This is a genomic window from Bradyrhizobium algeriense, assembly GCF_036924595.1.
In the GTDB taxonomy this organism is placed as follows: Bacteria; Pseudomonadota; Alphaproteobacteria; order Rhizobiales; family Xanthobacteraceae; genus Bradyrhizobium; species Bradyrhizobium algeriense.
In genome coordinates this window covers 1229981-1251729 of the sequence record NZ_JAZHRV010000001.1, presented here as the reverse complement: position 1 = coordinate 1251729, position 21749 = coordinate 1229981, and the positions used below count along the sequence as shown (strand labels likewise).

Here is a 21749-nt window from a genome sequence, read left to right as displayed (position 1 = left end):
ATCAGATCTTCGGCCGGCCGTATCGGATCAGCAGATCTAGCCACTCCTCGAGCAGCCGGCTCATTAGAAATTTCTCCCGAACGCTCTCCTTCGCTCGGGAGCCGAGTTGCTCTCGAAGCTGAGGGTCCTTCAAGACTTGGACTATTCTTGCAGCGGCCTCATCGGGCGTCTTCACCAGAAACCCGTTCCACCCGTCCTTGATTTGGTGACGAATGCCGCCCACGTTCCCGCCGACGACGGCGGCGCCTTTCCACATCGCCTCGGTGACAGTGAGGCCGAACCCCTCGCGGATTGACTTCTGCAAGACCACGGCTGCCTGGCGCTGCAGTGCGTTCACCAGGATTGGATCATTGACCGCGAGGATGACTATGTCCCCATCTATCGAATCCTCCAGGGACTCCAGAATAACATGACCCTCCGGATCGTCGGATGCGTTATTGCCCACCAAGACGAGCGTACAATCCACCTGTTCTCTCGCCCTGCGGAAAGCATCGATGACACCCAGGGGATCCTTCCACCGATCAAACCTGGAAACCTGCACAACCAACGGTCGATCCGTGGGAATTTTGTAATTGGCCAGGAATTGTCGGATCTCTTTCTCAGACAGTTCTCCGTTTTTGGGTGAAAATGGGTCGATCGCCGGCGGCACGAAATGCTGATCTATGCCGAGATGCTGGGCATATTCGGGAAGAGAGAAAATTGCCGCATTGTATTTTTCGATAAAGCCGCTCAGGTAACTCCACACCGGCGCAAATGGCGAGGAAAGGTCGACGTGGCATTGCCACAGCCAGGGCATCTCCCGATCGGGAAACTGCGAGACAAGTGGCAGCGGCTGAGGATCGTGAACAATGATCGCGTCGCACTCTTCGAGATGAAGTCTCGTTGCATTCTCAAATACGACTTCTTCGTATATGGCTCTTTCAGCTTCAGACAAATCTAAGTTCTCACCTTGCAAGGTGTTGTGCAGTTTCTTTGTGCATCCGAAAAAACCGGGAGTGCCTTGAATCAGGTGCCAGTCGGTCTCGATTCCCATCGCGTTCATCATCAGCGTCAGCGGCGTAAGTAGTTCGGTAACGCCGCCGCCATAGAACGTAGAACTGACGTGGGCGACGCGCATCGCGCGGACGCGATCAGCCTTCATGGCTATCCGTTCCGCTGCAGCAGAGCCGATCAGCGGCTCATACTGTTCGATCGTATGGAGCCCAAGTTTGGATCTCTCAACAGCCGAGTTAAGTAGAGACATTGAGCAGTATCCTTTCACAGAGATGGATTTCCATAACCGATCGCCCGGTCCCAATCCTTAGTCAGCCATTGGCGAGATTGTAACGACACTCGGCTCTCGACCTGGCTTCCCGCCGCTCGGACACGGACGTCCGACGAACCATCACTGAAGCCATTGCTCAGCGACACGCCTTTACCACTTTTTCCCATTCGATAAGCCCAAGCGCCGGTTGAAGTTTCGTAATCAATTGGAAGGGTAATGCCGATGAATGGACGTTCATCATCGGGCGACTCTTCGGCGAGTTCCGCGTTGCTAAGGCGGCCGATGCGTGCCGAGTGCGGTTTCCGAAGGAGATGGGAAGTTGAAGCGAAAAGCGCGTTTTAGGATAGCCGCCTGAACACGGGGGCCTGACTAAAGAGACCATGCCCGCAAAGGCGCTATGGATAGCGAGCCCCAAAAATTCCCTGGCGCACCCGCCAACAATACCGCCGCCAGACATGGCAGCCTCAAACCCGCTGGGCCAAATGAGCTTCCGTAGCGTGCGGCTTTCAACTCCAACCAAGGCACCCTGGTCGACCAGCGGAATGGTTTGCTATGATCTGCCCGAAACCCCCCTCACATTCGGTCAGACAAGACTGGAACTTTGGCTGTTATTCCCGAGTTGCGCCTACGTCGAACGTCAAGGCCCAGTCTCCAACGCCATGGCAAACACGTTAGTCACGCGCAATCAATTCAACATCACGCCGCAAGGCATAGTGCATAAGCCGACCGAGGCCGCCTTCGTCCCGGATCGCGGCGATCCGCGTTCCGGCATTGTCCGCTTGGGTCAGCTTGGCAACCAGCTCCCCAACGGCAATCATTACGAGTCGGAGGACGTTCAGAGGATGATGCGCGACCTGTGGGAAGAGTTCATTGCCGAGAATCCGGAGATGTTCAAGACGTGATCCGTGGAAACTTGTGGCCGCGTTCGGCAGTCCCAAGTCTCCACCGCTAATGAAGCGTTAGTGCTTTCCCACGGTCTTTCCAGCCGCCATCTCCTGGGCCATTTCCAGATGATGCCGCAAGGTCGGCAACATCTTGTCAGCCCATTCCTTCAGTTTCGGATCGTCGCCGCCATTGGCATAGCGTTCAAACAGCGAAACGGCATCCTTGTGGCCGCTGACCTGTTCAAGGTTGTAGCGTGAGCTGAAGTCGGCGCCATTAACAGATTTGAGCTTGTCGAGCTTGGTTTGATGAGTGCTGTCCAACGCGGTCGGTAGCGACGTTTTCCACTCGCCGGCAAGGGCCATCAGATCAGCCGAACTCCCTTGGTGATCCTTGATCATGATCCCGGCAAACGTCTTCTGGTCGGCGTTGCCCCGTTCCTGCGCGATCTTGCTGGACTGAATTTCGAACATGTCACTGATGGCAACTTGCTTCACGAAATCTTCCGTCTTCGGCGCGATGCCGAGGGTGGAGTTAATGCCGGTCTTTTCGCCTACGGATTGCGCCATTGCAGGCGCGCCAAGGAGGATGAGCGCAAGGCATGGGGCTAGATACTTCATTTGTAATCCTTCCTGAAGACGGAACCTCCGGTATCAATCGGCGACGGCCCACTTCGTTCCTCGCATCAAAACCACGCGCCACCTCGCCTGCCCGGCTCAGCGCAGGAACGATCGTGCCAGGCGGATGTTAAGTACAATTGCGATCAATGAGAGCGCAGGCTGAGCCATGCTGGACTACCCCCGCCCTCCGTTTCCGAACCAACGCCAGCCAATGCCCGGCAAGACTGCCGCGATGAATCCGGCGCCTGATCATGGCGAAACGTCCTACAAGGGCAGCGGTCGCCTCAACGGCAAGAAGGCCGTCATCACCGGCGGCGACAGCGGGATCGGCCGCGCGGTTGCCATCGCCTACGCCCGCGAGGGAGCTGACGTCCTGATCTCCTATCTCGATGAGCACGACGACGCCCGGGAGACCGGGCGGCTGGTGACGGAAGCCGGCAGAAAGGTCGTCCTGCTTCCCGGCGACATACAGGATCCCGGTCAATGCCGCGCAGTCATCGCGAAGGCCGTTTCGGATCTCGGCGGAATCGATATCCTCGTCAACAACGCGGCCCATCAGGCCAGTTTCAAATCGATCGACGACATCAGCGACGAGGAATGGGAGCTGACGTTCAAGGTGAACATCCACGCGATGTTCTATCTCACCAAGGCAGCGATAAGGCACATGAAGCCGGGAAGCTGCATCATCAACACGGCGTCGATCAATTCGGATGTACCCAACCCGACACTGTTGGCCTATGCAACGACCAAGGGTGCGATCCACAATTTCACGGCGGGATTGGCGCAGATGCTGGCCGACAAAGGCATTCGCGCCAATGCGGTCGCCCCGGGACCGATCTGGACGCCGCTCATTCCTTCGACCTTGCCCGACGACTCTGTGAAGAATTTCGGCAAACTGGTGCCGATGAAGCGCCCCGGCCAGCCCGTCGAGTTGGCCACGGCCTATGTCATGCTGGCCGATCCGCTTTCGAGCTACGTATCCGGCGCGACGATCGCCGTCACTGGCGGAAAGCCCTTCCTATAGCAGACGTTCCACCGGCCCCTTAGGCATCCAAGGCCCCTTTTCTCGCCGGAGCCTTGGCTGCCAGTGCCGGCTCAGGCGGCGTTCGACGCCTTGGTGTTGACGCCCTTCCGAAGCGCGATGGTATTGAGCTTCGTGTTTGCAGCCTTTTCCTCGTTGAGGTTGGTGGTCAGGAAGCGAACCACTTCGTCATGACCGAGCTTCTCGGCCCAGGCAATCAGCGTACCGTAGCGGCAGATCTCATAGTGTTCGACGGCTTGCGCGCCGGCGACGATCGCCGCATCAAGCACAGCCTCGTCCGCTATCTCGCCGGTCAACTCATCGGCCTCCTTGATCAGACCATCGATGGCCGGGCATTGCGTGCCGCTTGGCTGCTGCTCAAGCTTCAGAAACACCTTGTCCAGCCGCTCGATCTGCTTGTTGGTCTCCTCCAGATGCGCCTTGAGGCCGGCGATAAGATCGCGGTTGGTTGCCTTGTCGATCATCTTCGGCAACGCCTTCGTGATCTGCTGTTCTGCATAATAAATATCCTGCAAGCCGTGCAGGAACAGGTCGTCCATCGTCTTGATGTCTTGCGTGAATAGGCCCATGGGCAATCCTCCTGATTGGATGCTCGCTAAACGTTATTGCCAGGATTATTGTTCCTAACCAGCCCCTCTCGCTCCTCGGACGAGCCTCCTGCGCGAACATGTCTACGGCTTGGCGGATCCGGGCTCGGCCATTTTACGATGCTGACGCGCCAAAATGCCGGCTGGTGTCACATTTCGCTGCGGCTGACTGCATCTTGTTCTTGAGACCGGTCACAACGTCACCGTCGCCCCGCTCATGGCGTCGAAACCGGTCTTGGCGACCATGGCTGCATCATCCTTGTCGGCGGCGCCGACCTTGGTGTCCATCATGTCTGCGCGTCGGAAAACTTCCGTTTCCGTGGCGCCGGGCATCAGGCAAGTCACACTGACTTTCGTGTCGCGCAGCTCCTCCCGAATCGCGAATGCAAACGAGTCGAGAAACGCCTTGGTGCCGTTGTAGACAGCCTGGAAACTGCCGGGAGTGAACCCGGCGATGGAACCGGTGATCAGGATGCGGCCAGCATTGCTGGCGCCGCATTGAAGTCCTGGTCAAGCAAGGCGCGGCCAAGTCCCCGCCCCGCATTCGCGAACAGCGCGTCAACCGGCCGGCCAATCCGTTTCGCTACTTCGTAGAGCCTGTCGACGCCTTCGAAGGTTGACAGGTCCGCTTCCAGCGTTTCAACGGCAGCGCCGAGACCCCGTATGCTGGCCCCCCGCGGCTTCGATCTGAGGTTCGTCCGCTGCGATCAACAGATCGAAATTGTTCTGGGCGCAGCACTTGGCAAGCTCCAACCCGATTCCCGTGGAAGCGCCGGTTACGATGGCAAATTGTCGGCTGGCAGACATAGCTCGATCCGTGACCTGATGAATTGAGCTGACAACGACAGCCTGAACCTGACGTTCCTGGCTCTGTTTGTCGACTGATAGGAACAACTCGTCTTTTCCAATGTTTTTATCAGCGATCAAGGCGGAGGAAGTCGACTGATGAAAGCGCTGGCATGGCACGGCAAGGGGACATTCGCTGCGAAAGCGTGCCCGATCCGAAGATCGAAGATGGCCGTGATGCAATTATCAAAGTCACATCCTGCGCCATCTGCGGTTCAGATCTTCATATATTTGACGGCGTCATACCATCGATGGAAAAGGGTGACGTGCTGGGTCACGAGACCATGGGCGAAGTGGTCGAAGTCGGCTCGGATAACAAGGCGCTGAAGGTGGGCGACCGCGTCGTCATTCCCTTCACCATTTCGTGCGGTGATTGCTTCTTCTGCAAGCGCGGCTTCTTTTCCGGCTGCGAACGCTCCAATCCGAACGCGAAGCAGGCCGAGAAGCTGTGGGGTCATTCCCCTGCCGGGCTGTTCGGTTACTCGCACCTGCTCGGCGGTTTTGCAGGCGGCCAGGCAGAGTACCTGCGCGTACCATTCGCTGACATCGGTCCCACCAAGATCCCGCAGGGATTGAGCGATGATCAGGTCCTTTTCCTATCGGATATATTCCCGACCGGCTACATGGCCGCCGATTTCTGCGACTTGAAAGGCGGCGAGGCGGTCGCGATCTGGGGCTGCGGGCCCGTGGGACAATTCGCCATCAAGAGCTCGTTTCTCCTGGGCGCCGAGCGCGTCATCGCAATCGACACCGTTCCGGAACGGTTGGCACTCGCCGAAGCGTCTGGTGCAGTCACGCTGGATTTCATGAACGAGGATGTCTACGACTGGGTTCAGGAATTGACTTCCGGGCGCGGCGCCGACGCCTGCATCGACGCCGTGGGTACCGAACCCGAAACCAGATCCGGATTCGACGCTGTCATCGACCGGGTGAAGGTGGCAACCTTCATGGGCACCGACAGGCCACATGTGCTCCGGCAGGCGATCCAGTGTTGCCGCAATTTCGGCACGGTGTCGATCGTCGGAGTCTATGGCGGTTTTCTCGACAAGATACCGATGGGTTCGGCCATCAATCGCGGCCTCACCTTCCGCATGGCGCAAACACCGGTGCAGTACTATTTGCCGAAACTGCTAAACCGTGTCGAGATAGGCGAAATCGATCCCTCGTTTGTCATCACCCACCGCGCCTCGCTTGAACAAGGACCCGAACTGTACAAGACCTTCCGCGACAAGAAGGACGGCTGCATCAAGGTCGTCCTGAAGCCGTGACCTCATGGCGCGGGTTCTGATCGGCACATCAGGCTGGCATTACGATTCCTGGCGTGGGCCATTCTTCCCTCAGGGCCTGCCCCTCAATGAGCAATTGCCGTACTACAGTGGCCAGTTTGCGACGACTGAGCTCAACGGCGTGTTCTATAGAACGCCCACTCCGAAAGCCGTGGAGAGCTGGCGGGATCAGACAGGGCGAGATTTCGTCTTTGCCTGGAAGGCATCCAAATTTATCACCCATTGGAAGCGGCTTTCGGACAACTCGGTCAATAGCCTGGAACTGCTGGAGGACCGCTTGTCCCTGCTCGGCAAGAAAGCGGGGCCGATCCTGTTTCAACTACCGCCGAACTTTAGGGTTGATGTCGGCCGGCTCGCCTCGTTCTTCAAGCTGCTGTCGAAGAAACGCCGCTATAGTTTCGAGTTCCGGCATCCAAGCTGGTATGCACCCGAGATACTGCGACTGCTTCGGCAGCAAAACATCGCGCTATGTATATCCGATCATCATGATGCACCGGCTCCTTGGACGCGCACCGCCGACTTCGTCTATGTGCGCGGACACGGCCCCACGGGTCGCTACAAAGGCCACTATAGTCCGCGGACCCTTTCGGAATGGGCTCGCCGCGTCAGGTCCTGGAGGCGGCAAGGCTGCGACGTGTTCGTCTATTTCGACAACGACCAGAAAAGCGCGGCACCGGCCGATGCCAGACGCCTGACTGAGTTGACGGCGCCGGCCCGACGACAGCGGAACTGATAGGAACCACACCCCTGATCGGCCGTTTGTCCTCCAGAAATCATTTGGTCGACTTATTGGGCTTTCGGCTGGATCATTTCGTCGATCGGCGCAGCAAGTCACTTTGGATGGACGTTGCGGTCGCCCCAAACGCGACACCGCTCCAGGGCAGCAAGGAATGCGATGTTGTAATTATTGGCGCGGCTATTGCCGGGATTTCCACGGCCTATGAACTCGCCCTCGGAGGTTCGCGGGTCATCGTGGTTGATCGTGGGAAGATCGCAGGCGGCATAACGGCGCGCACCACCGCGCATCTGGCGCCGCTATGCGATGATCTGACCTCGGCGATGATAAGCTTTCGTGGCGAGGAAATGTCCCGCCTGTTCTACGAGAGTCAGGCGGCAGCGGTAGATCGCATCGAGGAAATCCAGAAGCGGGAATCCATCGACTGCGATTTTCGGCGGCTGGACGGTTATCTGTTTCAGGCGCTCAACACCGACTCCAAGATCATCGAGGATGAACTGGAGGCGGTCCGCAAGATCGGCGCGCCGGTTGATCGGCTGGTCGGCATCCCCCTCGCCCATTGCGGGCAGCAGCACGCGTTGCGCTATACGCGCCAAGGCACGTTCCATCCGCTCAGATATCTCAAGGGTCTTGTCGCGGCTATCGAGGCAAAGAGCGGCAGCTTCCACTCTGACACGGTTGTCGAAGGCTTCGAAGAGCGCGACGACGGCAAGGTGATTATTACGGCTGGCAGCCGGACGATAACGGCCCGGGCTGCGGTCGTGGCGACCAATGCTCCAATCGTCGATCGATTTGCGCTGCATACCAAAATGGCTCCCTATCGCACCTACGCGATGGCCTTTTCGATTCCGAAGGGAGCCATTCTGGATGCCCTATATTGGGACACGCTCGATCCCTATCACTATGTGCGGCTGCAGCCTGGCGATGGTCGAACCGACTTTCTCATCGTCGGCGGCGGCGACCACAAAAGCGGCGAAGCCGATGACGCCGAGGTCCGCTTTCAGGCCCTCGAAGCCTGGACGCGCAATCTCATTCCAGCCGCGCAAAACGTCACCCATCGCTGGTCGGGACAGGTCCTCGATACCATCGACTACGCTGGCTTCATCGGCAGAAATCCGGGAAGCAACAAAATCTACGTACATACCGGCGATTCTGGCCAAGGCATGACGCACGGCGTGGTGGGCGCCATGATCAACTCAGCACTGATCTTGGGGCGGGAAACCAAATGGGCCGACGTGTATGAGCCTTCGCGCAAGACGCCCGCCGCGATCGGCAACTTCCTGAGGGAGAATGTAACCGCCGTGAAGAACTTCGCCGAGTACCTCGCGCCGGGCGAGCTGGCCGATGTCAGCGACCTGAAAGCCGGACACGGCGCCATCATCCGGCAGGGTACAAGCAAGATCGCAGCCTATCGTGACCCTTCCGGCGCGCTGTACGCCCGATCCGCAGCCTGTACGCATGTGGGTTGCCACCTGCACTGGAATTCCTTCGAGACCTGCTGGGATTGTCCCTGTCACGGATCTCATTTTGCAATCGATGGAACACCGCTCAACGCCCCCGCCATCGGCCCGTTGGCTGAGGAGCATCAGGCCGGAACAACGCCGTGACGAAAAGCTGCAGGGCGAACCTGGGAACCTCAATCCGTTCGGTAGTCTCAATCGCCTCACCTAGATCCAAGGGGTAGACAATCCGCCCACCCGACGTTGTGCTATACGCTCCCCGGGGACCGCACGCGGGCGCTGAGATACTGAATGAGCACGACTGTTTTTGCATCGATGATCTGGCTAGTCGCAACCATCTTCGCAGCGTTCTCCAGGGTCGTCTCGACGACCTCTATATCTTCCCCCTCCTCTTTGAGTCCGCCGCCACCGGAAACTCTTTGTGCGGGCGAATAGGAACAAGTGAAGAAGAAAATCTTCTCCATGATCGATGCGGGACTGACGTAGAGTTCGAACAATCGTTCGACCTCGACAATTCTATAACCAAGTTCCTCTTCAATCTCTTTCCGGATTCGCTCTTCAGCCGTTGCACCGTCAAGCTTCCCGGCGCAGGCTTCCAGCACGTTCTCTTCTCCATCTTGAAGGAATATGGGCAGCCTCAACTGCCGGGTTAGCAATACCGTCTTGCGAGCCGGATCATAGGGAAGAATGACAGCAGAATTTCCACTATCGTAAATCTCGCGCTTGCGCTGCTGCTGATCGCTATCGCGCCTGCGCTGGGTATAACTGACACTCATCAGCTTGCCCTTTTTTGCTTTGCACGAGCGCCTCGATGTTTCGGATATGCACTGTTTCGCCGACCGTTCTCATGGCCAATAAACGCCGACGAGCAGGTTTCGATCCAAGCGGTACCCTCTGTCCGGAACGAGCCGACGCTGCTCGCGTTGGCTCGGGAGCGAGGAAACAATCGCCATGGCATTGAATGCCCATATCGATCCAATGACGGAAGCTCAGCGCAAGGAACTCAAGCGCCTCTGCGACGAAGCGGACGTTCCCGATAAGTCCGGCGAGTTACTCACGCGCACGGGCGCGCAACAAATGATCGACGAACTTCGTCACAAGGCTGCCGAGCATCGATCAAAGATCTAAGTCACACCATGCTCGGCTCAGGAACCAAGCCCGGCCCTGCAAGTTCGTGTCGAGTGCCGGCCGCCCCGGCAGAGACCAGGGCGAGATGGTCTCAGTTCGCCCCGCTGAGGCCTCCGGATGGGAAGAAAGAACCCGCGATGAAGTATTTTGCACTCGACTTGATCGTACTGCTAGGCAATCAGTCGGTTGCGCTCGCGCAGAGCGGCGGCCCAAGCGGTCGTGGCTCAGATCCCGCCGGAAGCTCGGAAAACCCAAGGGCAGCCCGATAGCGATATATCGGTTAGGCCCGCGCCCGGTAAACCGGCCATTCCACCGCCACGCCCGCAATAAAAGCGTGGCCGGCGGACCGGGGCCGCCTCTCGCACAGGCGCGCGGCATGGATGCGCCGCCGACCTTACCAACGCGCGCCACACGACGCTGCGAAACAGTAAGTCATCGGATGCATCGGATGCCTGCTCTATGGAAATTCAAGCTGGGCTTCCTGAGCGGTCCAAAGAACCTTCATCGCTCATACTTTCCAGACTCATTAGAAGCTCGGGCAGATCACCTGCAACGATGGAGCATCCAGCCTCCAGCAGAGCTTCCTTGGCGAATCCGCCAGTAAGGAGACCGGCGGCTGCCACACCGGCCGACCTCGCGGCCTCGGCATCATATGGAGTATCGCCAATCATGATAGCCTGCTTGACCGACACACCTAACCTTCGAACCGCCAACCCCACCAGCCGAGGGTCTGGCTTGCCATGCTCGACATCGTCCCCACACGCCACACAGGAGATAAGGTCGTCAACATCCAGAAGCGATCGGTAATGTTTGAGTTCTGGGCCTTTGCAATCCGTAGCCAGCGCAATTCGTCCGCCAGCTTTGGCTATCGCCTCAAGTACATCACGCACGCCCGCGAAGGACTTTGCCATTGCCAGATATTTGCCGTCGTAAACTTTCTCCTTGGCTTCAAGCACCCTTTTGCGCTCTTCAGCGCTCATAGCGGGAGCAATGAGCTGAAGCGTCTGGTCGCCGTCCAATCCGGAATAGAGTTGCAAAATTTCATAGGGTACCGTTGCGCCAAAATTGGCCAATGACTCCTGCAGGCTCAGCAAATTCTGGCGCACACAGTCGACTAGCGTACCTTCCACATCGAATATGTAGCCCGAAAACAGCATACAGCCTCCCACACCTTACACCGCGAGCGGCCTGACGATGATAAAGCTGTGCGGTCGAAACGGTTCCTAGACAAATGGCAAAGCAATCATACTTCGATCTGAAGCGCCCTTTGTCGCGTTAGATATTGGGGTTCGGGCGCCCCCTGCCGCGATATCAAGGCACCCGCGGCGAGGGCCAAGCTCGCAAAACATCGATTGTTCGGTCAAGATCAACTCCCAACCTGGCGTTAGATGCTTTGGAGTTGTTCAGTAATCCACGATCCCTGCAATTGCCGACATCGCAGCGGAGTCGCAATAGTTGATTGATGACCGGAGCGGATGGAACACCAACCATACCTCAAAAGCAGCGCCCAGAACGGGGCTGATGCCGAGACCTGTCCTCGTGCGCAAGGTCGACCCAGCAAAACTGGCTGCACTCTCGGCGTGGGACCAACAGCTGCTCGAACTCGTAGGTTGCATAGCACGTTTTGCTTCCGCTTTCGCCAATGCAGCGAGCGCGGCCGTCGAAACCACCCGGTTACGCTGCCCGTCAAGAGGGCCGAAACCAACGGTTGCAAATTTCAATTCGACCGCGGCGACAACCACTACTCGCGATCTAATGTTGCACGAGCGATCACCTGGTTACGGATTCGAAGCGGTCCGCAGGGCGAAGATTGGAGGTGGCCCTCCAGAGGAACGTTTGTGGCGGCTGCCGATTCATCCGTCCAGACGCGTTGCACAGGAGGTTTGATATGGGGCCTGACGAGGTCCTGCGGGGAACGTTAATGTATTTCGTGCTGCCGCTTTGGCTTGCCGCTGGCTTTGCCGATTATCTCTGTCATCGCGCCGCCCATATCGAAAAGACGAGCGGATGGAGAGAGTCGATCCTGCACCTTCTTCAGTTCGGCGAAATGGCTATTCCGGTGCTTGCTGCGCTTTGCTTTGAAATTACATCGGGCGTTATTCTGATTATGATCGTGTTTCTGATTCTTCATGAAGCGACTGCCATTTGGGATGTCCGCTACGCATCGGCAATGCGCGAGATCCAGCCGGCCGAACAGCACGTCCACAGCGTTCTCGAAATGCTTCCCCTAACGGGCTTGCTGCTGGTGATTGCACTTCACTGGCCAGCCTTCGCAGCATTGTTCGGCATTGGTATGCCGGATTTTTCATTCACGCTGAAGCAGCAACCGCTACCCGTCCCTTACATCTTCACGATGCTGGTCTTGACCGCGCTCCTCGAAGTTTTGCCCTACCTGGAGGAGTTGATCCGTGGTCTGCGTCACCGGAACCAGCCAGCACAGGAATAATCTATGCGCATCCTGATCGTTGGTGGCACGGGTTTCATTGGATCTGCTATTCACGCACGGCTTTCCGTCGAGGGGCACGAGTGCATATCGGTGTCGCGCTCCCCGACGGGGCTGCGCGGGGTGCGTCACGTAGCCGTCGATCTTGCTCAGACGACGGACCCTGCCGACTGGAAACCAATTCTCAAAGGCATCGACGCAGTTATCAATGCAGCGGGAGCGCTGCAAGGGCAGGATATGCATGGCGTTCATATCTCGGGCAGCGGCGCGCTTTACGCCGCTTGCGAATCGGAGGGCATCCGCCGCGTCATCCTTCTTTCCGCCATTGGCGCAAATCGTGATACCCCGAGCGTCTTCTCGCGCACTAAGCGGGAGGGCGAAGCGGCACTGACGTCACGCGACCTCGATCGGGTTGTTCTGCGTCCCTCCGTTGTGATTGGCAGAGGCGCCTACGGGGGCAGCGCTTTGTTGCGTGGCCTTGCGTCGTTGCCGATTTTGCCAGTCATGCCCGACACGGCGCTCATTCAACCAGTGCATCTGGACGATGTTGTCGAGACTATCGCCTTTTTCACGAGACCCAACGCCCCCTCGCGTATCGCGCTGGATTTGCCCGGGCCACTGCAGATGACTTTCAGCGATGCAGTTGCTCTCTTCCGCCGCTGGCTGCGATGGCGACCCGCTCGCCCTTTGAAGCTGCCTTCATGGGCTGCCTCGTCCTTTTATCTAATGGGGAACGTCGCCCAGACATTCGGCTGGCGAACACCCATCAACACGACAGCCCAAGCCGAAATGCGACGCGGTGCCACCGGCGATCCGGAGCCTTGGCGTCGTGAGACAGGAATCGCACCGCGCGATGTTGAAGCCGCGCTCGCAAGCGAACCCGCGTCAGTTCAGGAGCGTTGGTTTGCGCGGCTGTATTCACTGAAGCCACTCATATTCGGCGTCTTCGGCCTGTTCTGGATCGTCACCGGCGTCATTTCGCTCGGTCCGGGCTGGAACCACGGCATGTCCTTGCTCCAGGAAGGCGGGCTGGAAGGAAACTTCGCTGCCCTCACCGTTACCGCAGGAGCCCTCGCCGATATCGTCATTGGCCTGGCCATCCTTTCGCGGCCGTTAAGCCGTTATGGCTTGTGGGCTGCGCTTATCATCTCGTTAGCGTACATCGTGATAGGGACGGCCCTGGTCCCGCGATTGTGGAGCGACCCGCTCGGTCCCATGCTCAAGATCTGGCCGGTGCTGATGCTCAATTTGGTGGCGATGGCGATCCGGGAGGACCGGTGACGTTTTACCTCCTCCTCAAGACGGTACACGTCATCGGCGCTGCCGTCCTCCTCGGCACCGGCGCCGGCATCGCCTTCTTTTTGCTTGTGGCGTATCTGCGCGGCGAACCGCGTGAGGTGGCCGGCGTTGCGCAGACCGTGGTACTGGCGGATTTCCTGTTTACCGCGACCGCCATTGTTCTTCAGCCAATTACGGGGGTCTGGCTCGCCTGGTTGAGCGGCTATTCTCTCGGGGATGGATGGATCGCAGCTTCCATTCTGCTTTATGTTGTGACTGGCGCTTTCTGGTTGCCAGTGGTGTGGATGCAGATGCGCATGCGGGATCTTGCCATCCGCGCCGTCAAGTCAAACTCATCGCTACCCTACGAGTACACGCGTCTTTTCCGTTGGTGGTTCGCCTTCGGTTTTCCCGCGTTCGCCGCCATACTCATCATCTTCTGGCTCATGATCGCCCGTCCTGCCATCCCCTATTGGGACTAATCTCTCCTCCGTTTGGTTCGTCCGTTCTTTTCCAGCGATTCGACGAAGTGCCTATCGGTGTGGCGACCTTCATAGGCGTCATCAATTTCTTTAAGGACCGCCTCTGCTTTCTTGGAATCAACAGCCAGCAGGATCGCATCGATTTTCGCTTCCATGCGATCATCGCCTTCTTTCGACTGCGGTGACCCAACGTGCAACAGTATCGCGAGTCCTGCGACCTGCCAGAGCAACTGCAGAAATTCCGACTGCCAGTTCTCAAGCGTGTCTCTCATCATTTGGATGAAATAGCCGCTGAATTCAATGGTTGCGCTGTGGTCTTGCTGCTCGCGCACAAATGCAACCCATCCAAAGATCCAGTGGCCTGACAAACTGATCAGGAAGAGCGAGAGCGTAACCCAAAGAAAGCCGTAGCGGCTCCAGATCGACTTGCGCGGCATGGCATTCTCCTGCGTTGCCCAACATTCAACGCGACTGCCGCCCCTGCAGTTGCCAACGTGGTTCGCGCCTCCATTGGAACCTAGACGAGAGATGCTAGGTACGCAGGTGAGGGAAATGCGCCCTGTCAAACCAGGGATAATCATCTCCGAATGATCCAGCGCGTGTCTCCAGAGGTATTCCGGCGGCGGCGTCTCGGTGCCACCTGGGACGCGTTGATCCCGCAAGTGGCGATGGCCCGCCATGAAGCCGAACCTCCCTCAGGTGGGCCCCCCGGCCAGTTGGCAAATTCGTTAGGAACGATTTACGTCCGATAGCGTAGGAATCTCGTGGCGTCTGGCGTCGCCTGGACTAACTCCATGAAGAGCTCTAGCTCTTTGCGCCGACGACGCTGGAGGCCACCTCGGGGGTTAAGCAGGCGTCCCTCTGCGCGTCGGTTATGGGCTTTTCGCCGTCGCTGTTGGGCACTTTGCGCTCTCCTATACGGGAGGCCGATCAACGTTCCTGCCCAAGACACGTTCCACGGCTTGCAAAGAGATTGCATGTCCGGCGTTGTGCGAGTGGATGTTCGAATAAGGGTTTGGCAACATGCATATGAAAGTGACGGCAGAGCAATTCGTATTGAATGGAGACAGGCTCACGCATGGCCCGACTGGCGCGACGTTTTGGATGGGAGACAAAGACGTCGTGTGTTGCGAACCGGGCCGTTTAACTCTTGAGACCGGCGATGACTATCAGCTCGACGAACTCAAGGACGAAGCTTGGCGCATTATGGCAGTTGAGCGGAAATCATGCACTTAGGCGCCGGACTGATCTCGTTCGATTAGTTTGACGGCACGGTGGATGGCCAAAATCGTCAAACCCGCGGTTTCGCGAATTCGATTTCTCAGAAATTGGATAACGACCGTCTTGGCGTCGATGATGTCGCCGGCAAACCCTATCGCTGCGGCCTGCTGCAGTAAGTTTCATATCTCCTCCCTCATCAGCCAGGCCGCCGCACTCTGACACCTTGTCCGCCGCTGAGTAGGCGCAGTTGAAGAACGTGATCTTCTCCACCACGGTGGCGGGCTGACGTAGAGTTTCCATCTTAGGTGCTTCGTGATTGGAGCCTCGGCATTCTCACTGTCGAGCTTGCCGGCACATACTTCTATAAAGTGGTCCAGGCCGTCCTGTTCGCGGGTGATTAGAACGGTGTTTCGACTGGCGCAAGACGACGGCCGAATTGCCGTGAGATCTCCCGCTTGCGCTGTTGCCAGCCGCCGCCCCGTCTGCGCTGTTCGAACCTGACACTCGTGGGCTTGCCACTGTTCTTAGCGAGCGTCTGCATATTCCTATGCGCACTGCAAAGCTGTCTTTCTTCATGACAACTCAACGCAGGAGACCCCTTGTGGATCGGCTTCGCGCCCGAGACGCGCTCTCGCAAGGCGGCCGATCAACGTCGAATAGCTGCTGCTGATCGGTCCATGCAAGATGACCGCACGCAATGATCCGACGCATGGCCTCGCCGATTATTCTGCGACGCTTCCCTGGGACGATTGCCGACCAAAATTCCGCTTCAGGAAGGAAAGGCCGCTCACGGTCAAGCGCTCCTCATCGGTTTCGCCTTCGGCAACCAAGCCCTCAAGGTAAGTCTCGGGTTCCGGAAGCCTCCGCTCAAAGTCACCGACGATCCCCATGAGGTCGCAGGTGTCTTTGATGCGCTCGATCGGCTTGTCGAGAACGTTTATTTCCGTGCGCATGTTGGTTCTCTCGCTCCGGCGCGGAAAAATGACCGCGCTCCATCGGTTGGCGAACTGCGACCCGAATCTTCCTACGTAACTGGTCGTGCCCCTTCCTTGACAGCCTGACTTGTGGTGGCCATCCCGGCCGCATAGGCAGCGCCGGCGCCAAGCAGCAGCGCGCAGACGCTTGCAAACATCACATAGGCGAAGTGTTTGCGCGCCTCTTCGATTTGCGCTTGCGTCGGAGACCGGGCAGCCGAGCCGACGGTTTCGCGGTTCGGCACACCCGACAAGGCCGCGACGCGGGCGCTTGCCGCGTATGACGGGCCGACCAGGTTGCTGGCAACGCTGGTGGCGGACGCCGGGATCATTGCCGCTGCCGCTACTACGACCACGGTTGCGACCGACCAGGCGGCCAGGGCATGTCCCACTCGCCCGAGACCCGTCTGATCGGGCGAATTGGCCGCTGCGACCGCGCCGCCCGTAAAGGCGGCGATGATGCCCGATACCGCCCACCATACGAAGGCGGCCCAGCTGGCGCCCGCAGGCGCGGCCTGAGCGGTCGGGACATCAATCGCGAGCAGACCGATGCCGAACCCCAGCATCGTCAACAGGATTTGGACAACCAACGAAGCAAATACTCCCGCCAGTACGGCTGACCAGGTCCAACCGAAAAAGGCATTAGGCACTGTGCGCGAGGCCATGATGAACTCCTCCAGTTCAACAATACTGTGGTGCAAACGCACGGTTCAAACTTCTGTTCCCTTTCGGGAACTGCCGATGCGCTTTTTCGTTTAGAATCCTAGAGAGACCTAAAAGAGGAGTTGACGATGACGTTTGGCAGAGGCGCCCTGCTATGGCTCTTGGGCATTCCTCTTCCCGTCATTCTGCTGCTCGCGTTGTTCTGGCGTTAGCTGCAAACGGCGAGAACTGGTGGCAAGGAATAGATGTCCGATGGCCCCCGCCGGACGAGCCACAATTATGTGGCTGCTCCGCGTTGGCCCGCCTTCCCAAGACTCTCGCAGGCAGCGGGCATGATTTTTCGTGTGGCAGCGGCCACCGGATGGTGGTGAGAGCGCGATAGGAGCCAACAGGCTTCGCGATCATGAAGGGCGGGTTCTTGCTTGGATATCTGCAAGGAAGGCCACCAGCGCATCATCTGCGCACGCTCCGCTTTCGGGCGTCAACAGCGTAATTCCCCAGCGAGCATCGCCTCTTGCACGGGGTTCGATGAGGGCATGAATACAAACGAGCGCGGACGATGATCTCGGTGACCTGATCTTTCCCAAGTCTGCCAAATGCCGTGCAATAACAGGCGGATGTTGGGGTCAGACATGCTATATCCAATGAACAAGATGATACGACCCAAGGCGTCCGCGCGAAACTTGATATCCAGAGGGGAGTCGAAGGATAATCGGTCAAGAAAATCGGTCTCGGTCAGAACCAGCGACGCATCGTCGTCGAAGTCGCCATGATACTTAATGATATGCGTCACGCCATCCGCAGCATCGGCCATCTGCTTCGCATTCGCGATCTTTGCGTAAGGTTTATTGTGGACTTCGAACGCCGTTTCGAGGTTGCGGTCATAGTTAGTGGTGTAAATGGCTGGAAAGTCGAGCTCGACGATGAGTTTATGAAGCTGCGACTCGGCGACCCGATCCGGAGCGACTTTCCAAGTTCGATCCAGCCAACTTCGTAAAGGACCCATTCCACCCTGCTTCAGGCGATAAAATTCGGCCAGCAGTTGATAACCGTCGCTCATTCCATCGATCACGTCGGGACTGAGATCGAGCTCTTTCAGCAGGTGATCGACGAGGCTTTGCCAAGACGGCAACCCACAGCCATCGAGACGCCTGCGCCAACGAATAGAATCGCGTGACGCCGCTTGATTGCATCTGCCAAGACGTCCCTGGAAGATGATTTTCGCTTTTCCACACTTGCTTCTGAAGTTCTCATCCGTTTTCAATAGGTCAGGGCTATGCCGTTCTCTATTCGCATCGAGCTTTTCTGGAATGGGTCCGCTGGAGCGCCTGAGTTAATTGCGGCTTCGCAAGATTGCGGCGCACTTCAGCAGAACGAGCAACGGCAGACTTCTTCATCTGCAGCTCCTTAAGCGGCTTCCTTGGGGAGCTGCTCAGATCGCTATAGGCTCGCTCGATTGCGTCACAGAGAGTCAGCGATGCGCATTGGCGAAGATTTATCCACGTTACACAACTCCTATTGAGCCAAGTTCCACAATTCATCTTCCCCGACCTTCGGGTCGGCCGGGGCTCGTTCCCAAAGTTGATACGCTCGCGCCTCAACCTCCTTCTTTGCTCGGCTCGGCCATACACTGTTTCTCCGACTTGGAGCACGGCCCCACCTTGAGGTGGTCATGGAGCTTTATCGGCGGGACCGTGCATGGCCAGCATTTCTTTGTGACTGGCCTATGGATTTAATTCCATGTGAAGCGGCTAGTTCCTAGCTTGATGTTCCCATTGCTGCGGGACGCCCGCATCCAGTTCGCGGTCCGTAGTTAGCCGGTGTGAGAGGACCTTATTCGATGCCGATCTCCTTGATTGCGAGGGCGGAAATCTGAGCCGGATCTCGGACGTCGGCTTGTGCAATCTCGATGAACTTCCTCGTTATATCAGCGATGGCGCATAGGGCGTCTCCGCAAGGGCCATCGGAACTTTCCTGCCAGAGATGTGGAACACAGGCCGCCCTGAACTCCTGACCCTTCCGTCCGTCGACTCCGCGACCTTGGCCATCGGCTTGGCTTTTGCGCCCTTTGTGCGTTGGAGTTTCCGTGCCAGCGTGCCGACCCTACTGGAAGGGCTATCTGAAGCTCTCCTTCGTCTCGTGTCCTATCGCGCTCTATTCCGCAATCTCGGCGGCCGAGCGGATCTCCTTCCGGCGGGTCAACCGGCGAACAGGCCATCGCCTCAAACAGAAACTCATCGATTCCGTTACTGGCCAAGCCAGACGCAGCCGACAAGGCGCGCGGCTATGAAGTCGGCGACAACGAATTTCTGCTGGTCGAGGACCGAGCCCTTGAGCAGGCGCGACGCGAGCGCCCGGCGCCTGGTGAGGCGGAGCTGGCCGCCCCGCCCCGCCGTGAAAACCCGCCAACCGTTCCCGCCAGCCTTCACAACGAGCCCGGCAAAGAGGGTGCCGCCGATTATGACGGAGGATCAGGAGGAAGCCGTCACTTTCCCGCGGCCGCAGAACACGTGCACAATCCAAATCGAGCATTTCCTTCCCGCCGGCAGATCGACTCGCGATATTTCGAGAAGCCGTACTACATCATGCCGCGCGAGGAGATCAGTCAGGAATCGTTTGCGGTGATCCGAGATGCGATGAGCCAAGAGGGCCGTTGTCGGCTTTGCGCGCGTGGTGCTGTCCTCACGCGAGCGGCCGTTTCTGCTCGAGCCGACGGGCCGCGGTCTTCGCGGCGTAACGCTGCGCTTCGCACACGAGGTCCGAAATGAGTTGGAATATTTCAGCGAGATTTCAGAGATGAAGCTGCCGCCCGAAATGATGAAGCTCGCGCAGCACATCATCCGGACGAAGTCAGCCGATTTCGATTCTGCTATGCTGGAGGATCACTATCGCGGCGCCTCGTGCGCATTCTGCGCGGGAAATAGGCGAAACGTCCCGCGCAGGCCCCGCCGTCACGCCGTCACGCGAGAACGTCGTCAACCTCATGGACATGCTCCGGCGAAGCATCGCCGCCGGGCGCCCGGCAACTCCTACCCGCCGGAGCGGCGCGGCGAAACTGGCCACAGGAAGGCGCGGCGGGCGCCACCGCAGAGCCGGTTGACCCAAGATAGCTTCAGCGGCGCCCGCTCTTTGAGCCCACCGCTAAACAGTGGCGTTGTTGATAGCTTATGCCTTTTCTGCCTCTTCAAAACCTCAAGGAACCTCCCTTGATCAGAAAGGTTCATTTGGAGGCAGGATAGGAGGCGTGTTGCTGGTCGAGCCACCGGATAGCGTGCAGGCGATCGTCGACCCGCGGGATGCCGCCGAATCCGCGGGCCTGAGATATGTTTCCGACGAACGGCCCGGTATTGGGCGCAAGAAGGCGGGGACGGGATTCAGCTACAGACGACCCGACGGCTCGAGGCTCATCGAGCCTGACGCGCTGAAGTGGATAAGAGCACTCGCGATCCCGCCCGCCTGGACTGACGTGTGGATCTGCCCGTTTCCGGATGGCCATATCCAGGCAACCGGCCGTGACGCAAAGGGTCGCAAGCAATATCGTTACCATGCGCGCTTCCGCGAGGTGCGGGAAAGCACGAAGTACGAGCACGTGGTCGCATTTGCAGGCATGCTGCCTTCCATTCGGGAAACAGTACGCGAGCACATGGCATTGCGCGGCCTGCCGCGGGAAAAAGTTCTGGCAACCGTCGTGCATCTCCTGGAGACCACGTTGATACGTGTAGGGAATGACGATTACGCCAGGCAGAACAGCAGCTATGGCCTGACCACGTTGAAGAACCGACACGTGGGCGTCGAGGGAAACGAGGTTCGTTTCCGCTTCACCGGTAAAGGGGGCAAACAATGGTCGCTGCGCGTACGAGACCGGCGCGTCGCAAAGATCATTAGGGCCTGTCATGAGCTCCCCGGGCAGGAGCTACTTCAGTACATCGATGAACCAGGCAATTGCCAGGATGTCACATCGACCGACGTGAATGAGTATCTCAAGGCAATTACCGGCAAAGACATTACGGCAAAGGATTTCCGAACCTGGGCGGGGACGGTGCTGGCGGCCATGGCCTTGAGCGAACTCGAGAGCTTCGACAGCGCGGCTCAGGCGAAGCGCAATCTTCGCGGCGCGATCGAGAAAGTCTCCGCACGGCTCGGCAATACGCCGACGATCTGCAGGAAGTGCTACATCCATCCGGAGGTGCTGAATTCCTACATGGATGGAAACCTGGTCCTTGAGATCAAGTCACAAGCCGAGAGCGAGCTTCGGAACGCTGTCGTAAATCTGAAGCCGGAGGAAGCCGCCGTGCTCGCGTTACTGCGCGGCCGGCTCGCCAAAGAGGCGGAGCAGCCGGCCAGCGCCGATCCCAAATTGTTGTCTGGCAAGCGGAGGCGCCCCACAACAAGGGGCCACGTGCCATGCCGAAGGTCGAGAGCAAGGAATGCCCCTCCGGCTCCTTCACCAAACGGCGATGCATGAAAGCCTTCCGATGAAGAACCAGGCTGTCTTTCCTCCTCAAGCCGCCGATCCAGCAAGCGAAGAAAACGCCGCGCCTGATTGCCGTTGTGTCCAGGGCGGCGGAACATGGGAGGCCGCTGACTTGCTAATTCGGAATCCCTGCCCTGTGTTAGCAGCCCGGAACGGGCGACGGGCCAAAGGATTCGTCCGGCAGGAGTGATCTCGATGCTGATGATGAACGAACGGTTGCCGGCCGTCCCGACGCTACGCGGCTGGGCAATCTCGGGCTCCAGGAGGCGGGCGCCATCCGTGGAGTGCGAGGAGCATGGCTGGATGAAGGACCGCGCAGATCCGCATTCCCGCGAACTGGCGCTAGTCGTCGTGTGCCCAGGA

Annotated in this window: 19 protein-coding genes and 3 pseudogenes; 12 read left to right on the top strand and 10 right to left on the bottom strand. The window is 58.4% G+C overall.

Annotated elements, in window-relative coordinates; translation table 11 throughout:
• Position 1: 1 nt before the first annotated feature.
• Positions 2-1243 (bottom strand): glycosyltransferase, encoded by a 1242-nt coding sequence (locus tag V1286_RS05985; RefSeq protein WP_334478213.1) that lies wholly within the window; start codon positions 1241-1243, stop codon positions 2-4.
• Between the two features lie 476 nt (positions 1244-1719).
• Between V1286_RS05985 and V1286_RS05980 the strand changes: the two genes are divergently transcribed.
• Positions 1720-2166, top strand: a complete 447-nt coding sequence (locus V1286_RS05980) for a hypothetical protein (protein ID WP_334478212.1) — start codon at positions 1720-1722, stop codon at positions 2164-2166.
• 57 nt (positions 2167-2223) lie between these two features.
• Here V1286_RS05980 and V1286_RS05975 read toward each other — a convergent pair whose 3' ends face one another.
• Entirely contained in the window at positions 2224-2766 is a 543-nt protein-coding gene (locus V1286_RS05975; protein ID WP_334478210.1) for a DUF4142 domain-containing protein, read from the bottom strand.
• Positions 2767-2932: 166 nt separating this feature from the next.
• On the opposite strand from V1286_RS05975, the gene V1286_RS05970 reads away from it, so the two are divergent.
• The gene (locus V1286_RS05970) at positions 2933-3790 is read left to right on the top strand and encodes an SDR family oxidoreductase (RefSeq protein ID WP_334478208.1); all 858 of its coding nucleotides are present in this window, start codon (positions 2933-2935) and stop codon (positions 3788-3790) included.
• A gap of 71 nt (positions 3791-3861) precedes the next feature.
• Here the strand turns inward: V1286_RS05970 and V1286_RS05965 are convergent, their stop codons facing one another.
• The gene (locus tag V1286_RS05965; protein WP_247784676.1) at positions 3862-4377 is read right to left on the bottom strand and encodes a YciE/YciF ferroxidase family protein; all 516 of its coding nucleotides are present in this window, start codon (positions 4375-4377) and stop codon (positions 3862-3864) included.
• A 102-nt stretch (positions 4378-4479) separates the two neighbouring features.
• Positions 4480-5202: pseudogene (locus tag V1286_RS05960) on the bottom strand (SDR family NAD(P)-dependent oxidoreductase).
• 138 nt (positions 5203-5340) lie between these two features.
• On the opposite strand from V1286_RS05960, the pseudogene V1286_RS05955 reads away from it, so the two are divergent.
• The 3 genes and pseudogenes from V1286_RS05955 to V1286_RS05945 all read left to right on the top strand — a co-directional run bounded on the left by V1286_RS05955 (position 5341) and on the right by V1286_RS05945 (position 8870).
• Positions 5341-6509: pseudogene (locus tag V1286_RS05955) on the top strand (zinc-dependent alcohol dehydrogenase).
• A 4-nt stretch (positions 6510-6513) separates the two neighbouring features.
• A complete protein-coding gene (locus tag V1286_RS05950; protein WP_334478206.1) occupies positions 6514-7260 on the top strand; it encodes a DUF72 domain-containing protein in 747 nt (248 codons plus the stop codon).
• Between the two features lie 107 nt (positions 7261-7367).
• The gene (locus tag V1286_RS05945; protein WP_334478205.1) at positions 7368-8870 is read left to right on the top strand and encodes an FAD-dependent oxidoreductase; all 1503 of its coding nucleotides are present in this window, start codon (positions 7368-7370) and stop codon (positions 8868-8870) included.
• 101 nt (positions 8871-8971) lie between these two features.
• On the opposite strand, the gene V1286_RS05940 is transcribed toward V1286_RS05945, so the two are convergent.
• Positions 8972-9499, bottom strand: coding sequence for an NUDIX hydrolase (locus tag V1286_RS05940; protein WP_334478203.1), 528 nt, complete (start codon positions 9497-9499; stop codon positions 8972-8974).
• Positions 9500-9674: 175 nt separating this feature from the next.
• On the opposite strand from V1286_RS05940, the gene V1286_RS05935 reads away from it, so the two are divergent.
• On the top strand, positions 9675-9851 hold the full coding sequence (locus tag V1286_RS05935; protein ID WP_190242114.1) for a DUF3072 domain-containing protein: 177 nt from the start codon (positions 9675-9677) through the stop codon (positions 9849-9851).
• 467 nt (positions 9852-10318) lie between these two features.
• Here the strand turns inward: V1286_RS05935 and V1286_RS05930 are convergent, their stop codons facing one another.
• Positions 10319-11008: an HAD family hydrolase gene (locus tag V1286_RS05930; RefSeq protein ID WP_334478201.1), complete on the bottom strand. Its 690-nt coding sequence runs from the start codon at positions 11006-11008 to the stop codon at positions 10319-10321.
• A gap of 764 nt (positions 11009-11772) precedes the next feature.
• On the opposite strand from V1286_RS05930, the gene V1286_RS05925 reads away from it, so the two are divergent.
• From V1286_RS05925 to V1286_RS05915, 3 genes are read left to right on the top strand one after another with little or no spacing between them, the layout of a single operon-like run.
• Positions 11773-12297 carry a diguanylate cyclase gene (locus tag V1286_RS05925; protein WP_334478200.1) on the top strand — a complete coding sequence of 175 codons (525 nt, stop codon included), beginning with the start codon at positions 11773-11775 and terminating at the stop codon, positions 12295-12297.
• 3 nt (positions 12298-12300) lie between these two features.
• A complete protein-coding gene (locus V1286_RS05920; RefSeq protein WP_334478198.1) occupies positions 12301-13575 on the top strand; it encodes an SDR family oxidoreductase in 1275 nt (424 codons plus the stop codon).
• On the top strand, positions 13572-14054 hold the full coding sequence (locus tag V1286_RS05915; protein WP_334478196.1) for a DUF2269 family protein: 483 nt from the start codon (positions 13572-13574) through the stop codon (positions 14052-14054). Before V1286_RS05920 ends, V1286_RS05915 begins: the two co-directional genes overlap by 4 nt.
• Here V1286_RS05915 and V1286_RS05910 read toward each other — a convergent pair.
• From V1286_RS05910 to V1286_RS05895, 4 genes and pseudogenes are all read right to left on the bottom strand, one after another.
• Positions 14051-14491, bottom strand: coding sequence for a DUF6766 family protein (locus V1286_RS05910; RefSeq protein ID WP_247784659.1), 441 nt, complete (start codon positions 14489-14491; stop codon positions 14051-14053). The two genes, V1286_RS05915 and V1286_RS05910, sit on opposite strands and share 4 nt — an antisense overlap.
• A gap of 1506 nt (positions 14492-15997) precedes the next feature.
• The gene (locus V1286_RS05905; RefSeq protein ID WP_334478193.1) at positions 15998-16228 is read right to left on the bottom strand and encodes a hypothetical protein; all 231 of its coding nucleotides are present in this window, start codon (positions 16226-16228) and stop codon (positions 15998-16000) included.
• A gap of 71 nt (positions 16229-16299) precedes the next feature.
• Complete coding sequence (locus V1286_RS05900; RefSeq protein ID WP_334478192.1) at positions 16300-16914, bottom strand: hypothetical protein; 615 nt, start codon at positions 16912-16914, stop codon at positions 16300-16302.
• Between the two features lie 399 nt (positions 16915-17313).
• Positions 17314-18166: pseudogene (locus tag V1286_RS05895) on the bottom strand (SIR2 family NAD-dependent protein deacylase).
• An 832-nt stretch (positions 18167-18998) separates the two neighbouring features.
• Between V1286_RS05895 and V1286_RS05890 the strand changes: the two are divergent.
• The 3 genes from V1286_RS05890 (at position 18999) to V1286_RS05885 (ending at position 21377) form a co-directional block, all read left to right on the top strand.
• Positions 18999-19202: a Ku protein gene (locus V1286_RS05890; protein WP_334478190.1), complete on the top strand. Its 204-nt coding sequence runs from the start codon at positions 18999-19001 to the stop codon at positions 19200-19202.
• 220 nt (positions 19203-19422) lie between these two features.
• A complete protein-coding gene (locus V1286_RS38835) occupies positions 19423-19680 on the top strand; it encodes a Ku protein (protein WP_417021105.1) in 258 nt (85 codons plus the stop codon).
• Between the two features lie 482 nt (positions 19681-20162).
• Positions 20163-21377, top strand: a complete 1215-nt coding sequence (locus V1286_RS05885; protein ID WP_334489540.1) for a DNA topoisomerase IB — start codon at positions 20163-20165, stop codon at positions 21375-21377.
• The last annotated feature ends 372 nt before the right edge of the window (positions 21378-21749 follow it).